12 protein-coding genes are annotated in these 12,281 nt (G+C 69.3%); 4 read left to right on the top strand and 8 right to left on the bottom strand.

The window, feature by feature from the left end; genetic code table 11:
• Positions 1-111 precede the first annotated feature (111 nt).
• From ABZ382_RS33465 to ABZ382_RS33440, 6 genes are all read right to left on the bottom strand, one after another.
• On the bottom strand, positions 112-537 hold the full coding sequence (locus ABZ382_RS33465) for a GyrI-like domain-containing protein (RefSeq protein WP_357097430.1): 426 nt from the start codon (positions 535-537) through the stop codon (positions 112-114).
• A gap of 7 nt (positions 538-544) precedes the next feature.
• On the bottom strand, positions 545-1,000 hold the full coding sequence (locus ABZ382_RS33460; protein WP_357097492.1) for an effector binding domain-containing protein: 456 nt from the start codon (positions 998-1,000) through the stop codon (positions 545-547).
• A gap of 176 nt (positions 1,001-1,176) precedes the next feature.
• The gene (locus ABZ382_RS33455; RefSeq protein ID WP_357097428.1) at positions 1,177-3,390 is read right to left on the bottom strand and encodes a transglycosylase domain-containing protein; all 2,214 of its coding nucleotides are present in this window, start codon (positions 3,388-3,390) and stop codon (positions 1,177-1,179) included.
• A 126-nt stretch (positions 3,391-3,516) separates the two neighbouring features.
• The gene (locus tag ABZ382_RS33450) at positions 3,517-4,407 is read right to left on the bottom strand and encodes a carbohydrate ABC transporter permease (RefSeq protein ID WP_357097426.1); all 891 of its coding nucleotides are present in this window, start codon (positions 4,405-4,407) and stop codon (positions 3,517-3,519) included.
• Complete coding sequence (locus ABZ382_RS33445; RefSeq protein ID WP_357097490.1) at positions 4,407-5,342, bottom strand: sugar ABC transporter permease; 936 nt, start codon at positions 5,340-5,342, stop codon at positions 4,407-4,409. The genes ABZ382_RS33450 and ABZ382_RS33445 overlap by 1 nt, the downstream gene beginning before the upstream one ends.
• 179 nt (positions 5,343-5,521) lie before the next feature.
• Positions 5,522-6,826 (bottom strand): ABC transporter substrate-binding protein, encoded by a 1,305-nt coding sequence (locus ABZ382_RS33440; RefSeq protein WP_357097424.1) that lies wholly within the window; start codon positions 6,824-6,826, stop codon positions 5,522-5,524.
• Positions 6,827-6,975: 149 nt separating this feature from the next.
• On the opposite strand from ABZ382_RS33440, the gene ABZ382_RS33435 reads away from it, so the two are divergent.
• Both ABZ382_RS33435 and ABZ382_RS33430 read left to right on the top strand, forming a co-directional pair.
• Positions 6,976-7,818, top strand: a complete 843-nt coding sequence (locus ABZ382_RS33435; RefSeq protein ID WP_357097422.1) for a DUF2786 domain-containing protein — start codon at positions 6,976-6,978, stop codon at positions 7,816-7,818.
• An 11-nt stretch (positions 7,819-7,829) separates the two neighbouring features.
• Positions 7,830-8,342, top strand: a complete 513-nt coding sequence (locus ABZ382_RS33430; RefSeq protein WP_357097420.1) for a TIGR04338 family metallohydrolase — start codon at positions 7,830-7,832, stop codon at positions 8,340-8,342.
• Between the two features lie 8 nt (positions 8,343-8,350).
• Here the strand turns inward: ABZ382_RS33430 and ABZ382_RS33425 are convergent, their stop codons facing one another.
• Positions 8,351-9,328, bottom strand: a complete 978-nt coding sequence (locus ABZ382_RS33425; protein ID WP_357097419.1) for an o-succinylbenzoate synthase — start codon at positions 9,326-9,328, stop codon at positions 8,351-8,353.
• 761 nt (positions 9,329-10,089) lie between these two features.
• On the opposite strand from ABZ382_RS33425, the gene ABZ382_RS33420 reads away from it, so the two are divergent.
• Complete coding sequence (locus tag ABZ382_RS33420; RefSeq protein ID WP_357097417.1) at positions 10,090-10,443, top strand: hypothetical protein; 354 nt, start codon at positions 10,090-10,092, stop codon at positions 10,441-10,443.
• 56 nt (positions 10,444-10,499) lie between these two features.
• Here ABZ382_RS33420 and ABZ382_RS33415 read toward each other — a convergent pair whose 3' ends face one another.
• A complete protein-coding gene (locus tag ABZ382_RS33415; RefSeq protein ID WP_357097415.1) occupies positions 10,500-11,669 on the bottom strand; it encodes a thiolase family protein in 1,170 nt (389 codons plus the stop codon).
• A 98-nt stretch (positions 11,670-11,767) separates the two neighbouring features.
• On the opposite strand from ABZ382_RS33415, the gene ABZ382_RS33410 reads away from it, so the two are divergent.
• On the top strand, positions 11,768-12,268 hold the full coding sequence (locus ABZ382_RS33410; protein WP_357097413.1) for a helix-turn-helix domain-containing protein: 501 nt from the start codon (positions 11,768-11,770) through the stop codon (positions 12,266-12,268).
• Positions 12,269-12,281: the final 13 nt, after the last annotated feature.

The following is a 12,281-nucleotide window of genomic DNA, read 5'->3' as shown; positions in this document are numbered from 1 at the left end:
GGCTTCGCCCCCCGAACCCCCGATGGGAGACGTGGGGGCTCCGCCCCCACACCCCCGAACATAAAGGGCGGCATCGCAATCGCGATGCCGCCCTTTATTTGCTTTCCGACGTCAGTCGAGGGAGACGTAGACCTCGACGGATGTGGGGCCGGTATAGCGCTCGATCTCCGCGGCGTGGGAGCGGGTGATGGTGCCCGCGTTCTCGGCCTTGGCGACCTGGGCCCAGGCGGTGCGGAGCAGGTCGTAAGGCTTGTCCGAGACAACGAATTTCGCGTAGCGGCCCGAGGGGATGCGGGTCATCACGTCGCCGGTGTCCAGGTCGGGCAGGCCCGAAAGCTCGTATCCGAGAACGGCTACCGCGTGATCGTTCTGACCGATGTAGGCGGCGACGCGTTCGGCCTTCTTCTCCCGGGCCAGGTAGCGGTCCCAGGTGAAGTTCACCAGGTCCAGGTCGCGGGCGGTGACCTCGCGGCCCGCCAGGGGGATGGTCAGTCCGCCGACCAGGAATTCCTCCAGGGTGACGATTTCGAAGTCCACTGCTCCCCTACCCCTCCGCGCTCGGATTCAGCGCGACGAAAACCTCCACCGTCCGGTTGTCCGGATAGTGCTCGAAATCCCCGGTGTAGGCGCGCACCAGGCTGCCGGCCGCCTCGAGGTCCCAGACCGTCCGCCAGATCGACACGATCACGTCGCCGAGATTGTCGCCGCTGCGAATGAAGCGGGCGAAAACGCCGCCCGGGATACGCGCCAGTACATCGCCGGGCAATAGGTCGTCCGGATTCTTGCATTCGTAGCCGACGATATGGGTCAGATACGAACCGATCTCGGGTGCGTGATCCACGTACGCGGTCGCGGGCGGGCCCGGCAGATCGCGGGCGATCGTTCTTTTCCAGGCCTCCTCGACCTTCGCGCGGCGCGGCCCTTCGACCGCGAGTGCCGGGCTGCGTAGCACCGTTCCGGCTACCAGCGTTTCGTGGCGTTCAACAACATTGAATTCCACCGGCGTCGCCCCTAATGTCTCGTGCTGTCTCCGACCCCACCCTGCTCCCAACCCGCATCCTGCCACCGGCATTCGGAGTCGCTGAATCCGGTAGCGGGTTCCACAATATCCGCGGCCGCGCGCGGATGGAGCAGTAGGCACGAAACATGATCAACAGGACATGAATGTTATGAACGCTACCCGGGGACCGGGACGTTGATGCCGGGGAAGATCTCGACCTCGCGGGGCGTGGGAGCGGGCGGGATGACCAGGACCGGTCCCGGCGCGGGGGCCGGGGTCGGCGGGTTCAGGATGTCGTAATTGCTGTTGGCCGGGGGATTTCCGGCGACCGGCGCCGGACCGGGGAACTGGTCGACCGGCGTTCCGGCCAGCGCGGCGTCCATGGTCTGCTTCCAGATGTCGGCCGGCATGCCGGAACCGTAGATGGCGGCGCCGCGGGCGGTCCGGATCGGTTGGGGCTGTTCGGTTCCCACCCAGACCGCGGTGGACAGGGCCGGGGTGAAGCCGACCATCCAGGCGTCCTTGTTCTGGCCGGTCGTGCCGAGCTGGGTGGTGCCGGTCTTGGCCGCGGACGGGCGGCCTGCCAGGCCGTGGCCGTTGGAGTAGGCGGCGATGGGGAGCATGGCCTGGGCGACGGAGTCGGCGACGCCGGCCTGGATGCGCTGCTCGGACGGGCCGGGCGCGGCGTCGCGGTCGAGCAGCACCCGGCCGTCGCCGGTCACGACCTTCTGTACGAAATGGGGTGCGCGGTAGGCGCCGGAGGCGGCCAGGGTGGCGTAGGCCGAGGCCATGTCGATCGGGCGCACCGAGTACGCGCCCAGCACGATGGCGGGCAGCGGCGGGCCGCCGCCGTCCTCGGCCAGGGTCTTGCCGGACACGCCGGGGATCTGGTCGGGGATGCCGGCCTGGTGGGCCGCGTCGGCGATCGCCTTCGGACCCTCGAACAGGGTTCCGGACAGCCGGTAGAAGCTGGTGTTGAGCGAGCGTTTGAACGCTTCCCCGAGCGAGCAGGTGCCGCAGGATTCGCCGTCGACGTTCTGGATCTTCTCGCCATTGACGGTGAGTGGCGCGCTGTCGAGCTGGTAGCTCAGTGGAATTCCCTGTTCCAGCGCGGCGACCACCGCGAAAGTCTTGAAGGCGGAACCGGTTTGCAGCGGGGCCTGCGCGAAATCGAAGCCGATGCCGTCGGGGCCGCCGTAGTAGGCGCGCACCGCGCCCGTGCGCGGATCGACCGACACCACCGCCGAGCGCAGTTCGCCCGGCTGCCCGGCCAGCGCTCTGCCGACCGCGGTCAGCGCGCCCTGCTGGGCCTTGGCGTCGATGGTCGTGGTGATCTGCAGGGCGCCGGTATTCAGTTCGCGCTCGCTGATCCCGGAGGCGCGCAGTTCGCGCAGCACCTGGGCGCGGATCAGGCCCTCGGGTCCGCGCGAGGCGCCGTCGTCCACCGCCGTGGCCGGGATGACGATCGGGAACTGGGTGGCGGCGCGGTCGTCGCGGGTCAGCGTGCCCATCTCGACCATGCCGTCGAGCACGTAGGCCCAGCGGGCGCGCAGGTGGTCGAGGTGGGTCTCCGGGTCCAGCAGCGAGGGGGTGCGGATGACCGAGGCCAGCACCGCGCCTTCGGCCAGGGTGAGTTCGGGGGCGGACTTGCCGAAGTAGGCGTGGGCGGCGGCGGAGATGCCGTACGCGCCGCGACCGTAATAGATGGTGTTGAGGTAGGCGGCGAGGATCTCGTCCTTGCTCCATTCGCGGGCCATCTTGGCGGAGATGATGAGCTCGCGCATCTTCCGGCTCAGGGTGCGTTCCGAACTCAGGAAGGCGTTCTTCACGTATTGCTGGGTGATGGTGGATCCGCCGCCCGCGTCGTCGCGGCCCAGCAGGTTGTCGCGGGCCGCGCGCAGGAACGCCGAGGTGGAGTAGCCGGGATTGGAGTAGAAGTTGCGGTCCTCCGCCGAGAGCACGGCCTGGCGCACCGGTAGCGGCACATCGGTGAGCGGTACCGGCATTCGATTACCGTCCGGCGGAACGACCTTCGCGATGACGGTCGCGCCGTCGGAGGTGAAGATGGTGGCGATCTGGTTGGTCTGCACCGCGTTCGGGTCCGGGATCTCGGCGCTCCAGTAGGCGACGCCCAGCAGGGTGGTCGGCATGACCACCAGGACCAGGAACAGTGCGAGGGCTAGTCGCCGGATCTGTTGTCCGCGAGTGCGCTGTGTCGGAGCGCCCGGTTGATCGGGGTTGACGGGCGGCTTGGCCCGCCGCCGTGGGCGGCTCGGCGAGGGATACCGCTGCCGATGGGATGCGCTGGCCGCCAGCTCGTTCCACTCCGCCCGGGTGACGGACGCCTCCGGTTCTCCTGCCTGCCGGTCGTGGGACGAGCTCACGAGCATCTCCTTCCGGAGCGTCGACAAAGCGCGGTTCGACCCCACCCGGGTGGGGAGCACACGAAAACCCCGCAGCACCGGCCGCGGTGGGACTCATGCTAATCGACGTCCCCCGCGGCTCCGCCCATTTGCCTAGCTCTTGACGCCGCCCGCGGTGAGGCCGGAGATGATGCGGCGCTGGAAGAGCAGCACCATGATGACCAGCGGAATGGTGACGATGGTGCCCGCCGCCATGATCGCCGTGTACGGCTGGACCAGCGGGTTGTTGCCCGAGAAGCGGGCCACCGCGACGGTCACCGGTTCGGTCTTGTCACTGGAGAGCAGTCGCGCCAGCAGGTATTCGTTGACCGCCGCGATGAACGCGAGGATGGCGGTGGTGAACACGGCGGGCGCGGCCAGCGGCAGCATGATCAGGCGGAACGCCTGGAACCGCGACGCGCCGTCGATCCGCGCGGCTTCTTCGAGTTCCCAGGGGAGTTCGGCGAAGAAGGACGCCAGGATGTACACGGTCATGGGCAGCACGAACGAGATGTTCGGGATGATCATGGCCTGGTAGTGGCCGATCCAGCCGAGGTCGGTGAACAGCTGGAACAGCGGGGTCACCAGCACCACCACGGGGAACATGGAGGCGGACAGGATGAGTCCGGACACCAGGTACTTGCCCTTGAAGGTGAGCCGCGCCAGCGCGTAGGCGGCCATGATGCCGATCAGCAGCGCCACCACCGTGGTGGCCGCGCCGATGATCACGCTGTTGCCCAGTGCCCGGCCGAAGTTGTTGCCGCGGCTGGTGTCGAAGGCGTTGCGGAAGTTCTCGAACGTGACGTGGGTGGGCCACGGCGTGTTGTCGAAGGTGTAGGCCGGATCGCGCAGCGCGGTCACGACCATCCAGTAGAACGGTCCCAGACCCCACACCAGCACGATCAGCGCGCCCAGGTAGACGCGGCCGGACGCGAGTCGCTTGCTCCACGGAACCGCTTGCGGCGCGGGCTTGTTCGCGGCCCGCTCGACGACGTTGGTGCTCATCAGTGGGCCTCCCGCTGTTCTTCCTGGGTGCGAACGGCGTTCGCGCCCAACACCTTCACCAGGAAGAACGCCACGGTGAAGATGAGCAGGAAGGTGATCACCGACAGCGCCGACGCGCTGTTCGGGCCCTGGCGCACCTGATCCACCACCAGCATGGAGATGGTGCGGGTGGCCGGGTTGGACTGGGTCATGATCGCGGGCAGGTCGTACATGCGCAGCGCGTCCATGGTGCGGAACAGCACCGCCACCAGCAGCGCCGGCTTCAGCAGCGGCAGGGTGATGTGCCGGAAGCGCTGCCACGCGGACGCGCCGTCCACGCGCGCGGCCTCGTACACGTCTTCCGGAATCACCTGCAGGCCGGCGAGGATCAGCAGCGCCATGAACGGGGTGGTCTTCCACACGTCGGCGGCGATGACCGCGAAGCGGGCGGGCCACGGGTCGGCGGTCCACAGGATGTGGGTGCCGAAGATGCGGTTCACCACGCCGTCGTACTGGAACATGAACTCCCACAACCGCGCCGTGACGGCGGTCGGGATGGCCCACGGGATGAGCACGGCGGCGCGCAGCAGGGCGCGGCCCTTGAAGGTCTTGCCCATGATGACCGCCATGCCGAGGCCGATGGTGGCCTCCAGCGCGACGGTCACGACGGTGAACAGCAGGGTGACGCCGATGGCGGCCCAGAACTGCGAACCCAGGTTGCCGGTCGGGCAGTCCACCGTCTCGCCGAGCGAGTTGGTGCACTGCTGCAGCAGCCAGTGGGTGTAGTTGCTGAAGCCCGCGCCGCCGCCCTCGACGAACATGCCGGTGGACTTGTCCAGGCCGGAGTCCTTCTGGAAGGACATGATCAGGGCCCGGACCACCGGATAGCCGATGACCACGGCCAGGGCGAGCAGCACCGGCGTGACGAACACCCATGCCCGGGCGGAGACGCCCAGCCGATCACCCCGGCGCTTGGTCTGCGGCGCGTTGTTCTGTGGCGCTACGGATTTCACGCTCGGCTCCGTACGGTCGGGCGACTCGATATCGGTCGCTCCCGAAGGACGTGACACCTGTTCTCTTCTCCTACGGGACTCAGCCCTTGATCGTTCTCCGGGGCTTCGCCGTCGAGCACGCCCTACGATCCGGCGGTCTCGATGCCCTTCTGCATGCCCGCGATGGCATCGTCGACCGACTTGTTTCCGGTCAATGCAGCATAGGCGTTGTCCTGGATGGCCTTCGACACCGCGGGGTAGAAGGGAGTCACCGGCCGCGGCACCGCGGAGGCGATGGATTCCTTCAGTGCGGGAAGATACGGCATCTTGGCGATCAGCGCCGGGTCGTCGTAGACCGAGGCGCGGACCGACGGCAGCGCGCCGGAGGCCACGATGTGCTGGGCGTCCTCGCTGATCAGGAAACGCAGGAAGTCCAGCGCGGTGGCCTTGTTCTTGGAGAAGGCGCTGATCGCGGCGTTGTAGCCACCGAGGGTGGAGGCGCCGACGCCGTCCTTGCCGGGCAGCGGGGCGACGCTGAACTTGTCCTTCACGGCGGAGGCGTCGGAACCGGCGTCACCGAAGGTGGACGGCCAGCCGCGCATGAACATGAGCTTGCCGGTGACGAAGGCGTTCTGCGACTCCGGCTCCTTGAAGGAGATGCCCTCCTTCGGGATGTCGCCGTTCTTGTACGCGTCGACCAGGGTCTGCAGACCGGCCTTGGACTGCGCGCTGTTCACGGTCGGGGTCTTGCCGTCGGCGCCGACGAAGCTGCCGCCGAAGGCGTTGATGACCTCGGCGGTGTTCACCGTCAGACCCTCGTAGGGGGCCAGCTGGCCTGCGTAGCAACCGATTCCGGCGTCCCGGGCCTTCGGGCACATGGAGATCATCTCGGCCCAGGTCTTGGGCGGCTCCGGCGCCAGGTCCTTGCGGTAGAACAGCAGGCCGCCGTTGGTGTTGCGGGGCGCCGCGTACAGGGTGCCGTTGTAGGTGGCCGAGGCGACCGGCGGCGACAGCAGGGTGGAGGTGTCGATCTGGAAGGAGTCCTTCAGCGGCTGGATCCAGCCCTTGGCGGCGAACTCCGCGGTCCACGGCACGTCCAGCGCGACCACGTCGTAGTCCGACGCCTTGGCCTGCATGTGCTGCTTCAGGTCGTCGTACTGCTGGGAGGCGTCGTTGGACTGCTCCTTGAACGTCACCTTCTCGTCCGGGTGGGCGGCGTTCCAGCGCTCGACCAGCTGCTTCACCGCACCGGTCTCGGTGGTGTCCTTGCCCTCCACATAGGTGATCGGGCCACGGCCGGTGAGGTTCTCACCGATCGATCCGTTGCCGCTGGAGCTGCTCGAGCAGCCGCTGGCGAACGTCGCGGTCAGCAACGCCGCCGAGGTGACGGCCAGCACGGCACGCGGCACCAACGTCGAACGTAGAGAGGACACCTTCTTCAAAGCCATCGCGGATACTCCAGGGTCGAGACGTGAGCGGCGGCACACCCAGCCGGTTGCACAAGGGAAGATACATGGTGGCCGTTCCCCGTGCCGGGAGTACCTGGTCCGATCGCGCGTGACCACGGCGATCACCGATACCGCTACGCTGGGTCGCGATGTCTTCACAGGACAAGATGCTCACGCGGATCGGGGGGCTGCTGCGGCAGGCCGAATCGACCGATAACGAGCATGAAGCCGAGGCCTTCCTCGCGGCCGCGCAACGGCTCGCGACCGGCTCGTCGGTGGATCTGGCGGTGGCGCGGGCGCATATCGCGAACCGGGAACGACGCCCCACGCCGACGCAGCGGGTGATCCCGATCGGGGAACCCGGAAAACGTGGTCTGCGCACGTATGTTCAGCTGTTCGTGGCCATCGCCGCCGCCAATGACGTGCGCTGTGACGTGGCCCGCAGTTCGACGACGGTGTACGCCTACGGTTTCGACACCGATATCGACACCTGTTCGGCGCTGTACACCAGCCTGCTGGTGCAGATGGTGCGGGCCTCCGACCACTACATCAAGTCGGGCGCGTACAAGACGGCCACCGCGCAGAAGGTCGTCGTCGAACGAAAATACGGCCGTGTCTACCACCATCCGGTGGAGGTGCCGGTTGCGGCGGTGACGGCCCGCCTGAACTTCCAGATGGCCTTCGCCGCGCGGATCGGCCGCCGCCTCGGCGAGGTGAAGGCGGAGGTCGAGAAGGAAGCGGTGCGGGCCGATGCCGCCGGAGCCGCGCCCACGGGCACCGCGCTCGCGTTGCGGGACAAGGAACTCGCGCTCACCGACTACTACTCCCGCACGTCGGAAGCGCGCGGCACCTGGCGGGGCCCGCAGGCCTCGGCCGGGTACTCGGCGGCCGCCCGTCGGGCCGGGGACCGGGCGGGCAAGGCCGCGCGACTGGGCGGGGCCGCCGAACTCGGTGGCGCGCGCGGGCAGCTGCCGCGCGGTTCGGTCGAATAGCGAACGCGCGCATGGCTGTCCGGGATGCGCAGCGGTCCCAGGTGTACGACGCCGAGGGGCTGGTGCGCGGAATGTTCGACCGCGCCGACGAATTCGGGACGCGGACGGTCGAGGTGCACGGATCGCATCTGACGCTGCCCGTCGAGCGGCGGTTCGGGTCGGTGGAATCGGTGCAGAGCTACGCGGACCGGGTGTTGGCGCTGAACTGGGTGCGTGCCCGGTGGGATCGGGCGGGGGTGCCGGTGACGGTGCGCGCCCGGGCCGGGACCAAGGCCGCGCACTACGAGTCGGCCGGAGCCGTGCTCGCGGTGCCGCTGCACGCCGGTGGAAGTGCCTGGGCGCTGCGCGAATTGGTGATCCTGCACGAGCTCGCGCACCATCTGGACCCGGAGCTGACCGAGGCCGCGCCGCACGGCCCCGCGTTCTGCGCCCGGTATGTGGAGTTGGTGGACGGTGTCATCGGGCCCGAAGCCGCACTGCTGTTGCGCACCACGATGTACTCGTGCGGCGTTCGGATCGCCTGAGCGGCGCGCTAGGGCAGCATTTTCCGGACTCGGGCCAGGCGCTGACGCCACCACTCGGTGCGTTCGGCGTCGGGGTGGCGGTACCGGTCCAGGAGTTCGGGATCCGGGGCCGGGGGAGTGCGCGGCACGTCCAGCCAGCCGTCGACCGGCCGCAGCGGTGTGGTGACCACATCGCCGGTGAGCAGTGACAAAGTGTCGAGGCCGCAGGCGAAATCGAGGTGGGGGAGGGCGCCGGCCAGCGCGATCTGCGCGGCCAGTCCGACGCTGGTCTCCAGCGCCGACGACACCAGGCACGGCAGCCCGGCCGCCTCGGCGACCTCGAGCGCGCGCCGCACCCCGCCCAGCGGAGTGCATTTCAGCACCGCCACATCAGCGGCGCCCGCCACCGCCACTCGCAGCGGGTCCTCGGCGCGTCGGATGGACTCGTCGGCGGCGATGCGGACCTCCACCCGCTTGCGCACGGCGGCCAGTTCCTCGATGGTCCGGCAAGGCTGCTCGACGTATTCCAAACCGCCTGCGGCCCGGTCGATCCGCCCGATCCGGTCGATCGCGGTGTCCACGTCCCAGAGGCCATTGGCGTCGACGCGCACGGCTCCGTCCGGTCCGAGCGCGTCGCGGACCGCCGCCACCCGTTCCAGATCCTCACCGAGCGATTCCGGATGGTCGGCGACCTTGACCTTCGCGGTCCGGCACCCCGACGCCGTCACGATCTCGTGCGCCCGCTCGGGCCCGACGGCCGGCACGATGCAGTTGACCGGCACCCGATCCCGCACCGCCTCCGGCCATCCCACCGTGGCCTGCTCCACCGCCGTGGCCAGCCACGACGCCGCCTCGCGATCGTCGTACTCCGGGAACGCGCAGAACTCGCCCCACCCGGCGGCTCCGGGAATCAGCATTCCCTCGCGAACGGTGATCCCCCGGAACCGGGTTCGCATCGGAATCGCGTACACCACCGCCGACTCGAAATCCACCGCGCTCTCGTTCACTCCCGGCACCCTACCCACCGCGCACGGCGACCCGAGGGTGGCGGCGCGGCCCGCCCCCGGCGACAATGCGAAATGAAGCCATTCTCGGCTTCGTGGACCTGCGCCCGGGGGAGACCGCAATCATGAACCCGCCCAACGAGCCCCGTCGCCCCGCGCCGGACAACCATCCGCCCGCGGGTTTCGGCGGACCGGACGGTCGCCGGAATCCGCCGGCCGGACCGCCGCGCGCGATGCCGCCGCAGCGCCCGCACCCGCCCGGGCCCGCCGGACCGTTCCCGGGCGGCCCGTCCGACCTGGCGGGACCGGAAGGCCCGACGCTGCCGGGCCCCGGACGGCAGGCTCCCCCGCCGCCGCCACCCCAGGCGCCCGCTGGACCCCGCCCGGGCCAGGTCGATCAGGCCGCGCCGACCCTGCCGAAGGGCGGCAACCAGCCCCCGCCACCCCGGGTGCCCCCGCAGGCTCCGGGTGCCGCACCTCGGTCCCCCGCCGGTTTCGGACAGCCGGGCCAGCCGCCCGCGAGCTCAGCTGGGCCACAGCAACAGTCGCTGCGAGGCGGCGGCCCGAACTTCGCCCCGCCGCCTCCCGGCGGACCCGCACAGCCGATACACGCCGAGATCGCGCCCGAGCCTTGGACTTCGGGTGCGCAGAGTCATGTCGCGAGCGGTCCGGGACTGTCGGAGGATGCGACAATGCCCGCGCCGTTGCCGCCGTCGGCGGTCGCGATATCCGACTCGCCCGCAGCGGGATCGGACCGTAAACCCTTGAACCGCAGGGACATCGCGGTAACGGCCGGACTCTATCTGGTCAGCGTCATCGCGGCCTTCGGATGGGCCTACGACCTGTTCGCGAAGTTGTTCGACCTGGTCCACAACCGCTGCACCGCGAAGCGGGACTTCTCCGTGCAGTGCATCGTGATCCGCCCGCCCGCCTCGGCCCTGTGGGGCTTGCTGATCGGCGGGGGCGGCATGTTCCTGGCGCTGGTGGGGGCCATGGTGCTCGCCTCGGTGGCGGCCATGACCGGTCGTCGCGCGTGGATCTGGACGGCCGTCGCGCTGCCGGTGATCCTCGTCGCGGGCGGTGCGGGGCATGTCCTGGTGGCCACGGCCATCAGCTGAGTGCGCCGCGCTCGGGTGAGTCGCCGCCCCGGCGGTTGGCGGGGCGGCGTTCGGATTCAGAGGCGTTCGTAGATGGTGGCGTTGGCGAGACCGCCCGCCTCGCACATGGTTTGCAGGCCGTAGCGGGCGCCGCGGTCGTGCATGGCGTGGACGAGGGTGGTCGCCAGCCGGGCTCCGGAGGCGCCCAGCGGGTGGCCGAGGGCGATGGCGCCGCCGTTCACATTGACCTTGGACAGGTCGGCTCCGGTTTCCCGGGCCCAGGCCAGGACGACGGAGGAGAAGGCCTCGTTGACCTCGAACAGGTCGATGTCGGCGAGGTCGAGTCCGGAGCGCTGCAACACCTTCCGGGTCGCGGGGATGACCGCGGTGAGCATGAGCAGCGGGTCGTCGCCCGCGACGGCGAAGCTGTGCACCCGGGCCAGCGGGCGCAGGCCCAGCTGGGCGGCGCGTTCGCTGGTCATGATGAGGGTGGCGGCGCTGCCGTCGTTGATCTGGCTGGCGTTGGCGGCGGTGATGTTCCACCCGATCTGCGGGAAGCGGGCCGCCATCTCCTCGCTGTAATACGCGGGGCGCAGCGCGGCCAGGGTCTCGAGGGTGCTGCCCAGGCGGATGCCCTCGTCCTCGGTCAGTCCGTTGAAGGGCGACAGCTGGGCCTCGAAGGCCCCGTTCTTGGTTGCGGCGGCGGCCTTCTCGTGGCTGGCCAGGGCGAACTCGTCGAGCTGGGTGCGGGTCAATCCCCACTCGGCGGCGATGAGCTCGGCGCTGATGCCCTGCGGTACCAGGCCCTCGGGATACCGTTCGGCGAAGCCGACCCCGGCGATGTCCTCGGCTCCGATCAGGTTGGCCCCCATGGGAACCCGGCTCATGGACTCCACGCCCGCGGCCACCACGATGTCGTAGGCCCCCGCGATCACGCCCTGGGCGGCGAAGTGGATGGCCTGCTGGCTGCTGCCGCACTGCCGGTCCACGGTGGTGGCCGGGACCGATTCGGGATATCCGGCGGCCAGGGCGGCGCGGCGGGTCAGGTTGGAGCCCTGTTCGCCGACCTGGGTGACCACGCCGCCGATCACATCGTCGATCAGCGCCGGATCGATCTCGGAGCGCCGCACCACTTCCCGCAGGCTGTGCGCGAGCAGGTCGGCGGGGTGCACGCCGTGCAGGGCGCCGGTGGCCTTGCCCTTGCCGATGGGAGTGCGGACGGCTTCGACGATGACTGCGTCTCTCATTGACGTTCCCTTCCGAGGTGACACCTAACTAGATGTCTCTAAAGCCAGGGTAGGAGCTGGCCATAGTGGGGGCAAGTCAGCAAGGTATGATGTACGCCATGTCGGCAGTACTGGAGGGAAAACTCAGCGACCTGAGCTCGTGGCAGCCCGAGGAGTGTTCGATCGCCAAAGCGATGGACATCGTCGGCACCCGCTCGGCCGTGCTCATCCTGCGGGAGTCGTACTACGGCACCACGCGCTTCGACGGCTTTGCGGCGCGGGTGGGGATCACCGACGCGGCGGCCTCCAGCGCCCTGCGCAAACTCGTCGATGCCGGACTACTGGCGAAACGGCCCTACCAGGAAGAGGGCAAGCGCACCCGCAACGAATACGTGCTCACCCAGATGGGACGGGACCTGCTGCCCGCCGTGGTCGCGCTCTGGCAGTGGGGTGACAAATACCTGCAGGACGGGCCCGCGCCGCTGGAACGTCTGGAGGACTCCAGCGGCGAGCCGGTCCGCGCCGAACTGCGCAGCGCCTCCGGCAACGAAGTGCCGCTGGAGAACCTGCGCATCCGGGTGAACGACGAATGGCGGCGGAAAGCCCGCCGCCATTCCTGAAACCTGAACCGTC

It is taken from the genome of Nocardia sp. NPDC005825 (assembly GCF_040630175.1).
GTDB lineage: Bacteria > Actinomycetota > Actinomycetes > Mycobacteriales > Mycobacteriaceae > Nocardia.
This window is presented reverse-complemented; position numbering and strand designations above follow the sequence as displayed.

Excerpts from the sequence above, each read along its gene's own strand:
- ABZ382_RS33415 (WP_357097415.1), bottom strand. The coding sequence starts at position 11,669 with ATGAGAGACGCAGTCATCGTCGAAGCCGTCCGCACTCCCATCGGCAAG.
- ABZ382_RS33440 (WP_357097424.1), bottom strand. The coding sequence starts at position 6,826 with ATGGCTTTGAAGAAGGTGTCCTCTCTACGTTCGACGTTGGTGCCGCGT.
- ABZ382_RS33450 (WP_357097426.1), bottom strand. The coding sequence starts at position 4,407 with ATGAGCACCAACGTCGTCGAGCGGGCCGCGAACAAGCCCGCGCCGCAA.
- ABZ382_RS33435 (WP_357097422.1), top strand. The coding sequence starts at position 6,976 with ATGTCTTCACAGGACAAGATGCTCACGCGGATCGGGGGGCTGCTGCGG.
- ABZ382_RS33455 (WP_357097428.1), bottom strand. The coding sequence starts at position 3,390 with ATGCTCGTGAGCTCGTCCCACGACCGGCAGGCAGGAGAACCGGAGGCG.
- ABZ382_RS33410 (WP_357097413.1), top strand. The coding sequence starts at position 11,768 with ATGTCGGCAGTACTGGAGGGAAAACTCAGCGACCTGAGCTCGTGGCAG.
- ABZ382_RS33430 (WP_357097420.1), top strand. The coding sequence starts at position 7,830 with ATGGCTGTCCGGGATGCGCAGCGGTCCCAGGTGTACGACGCCGAGGGG.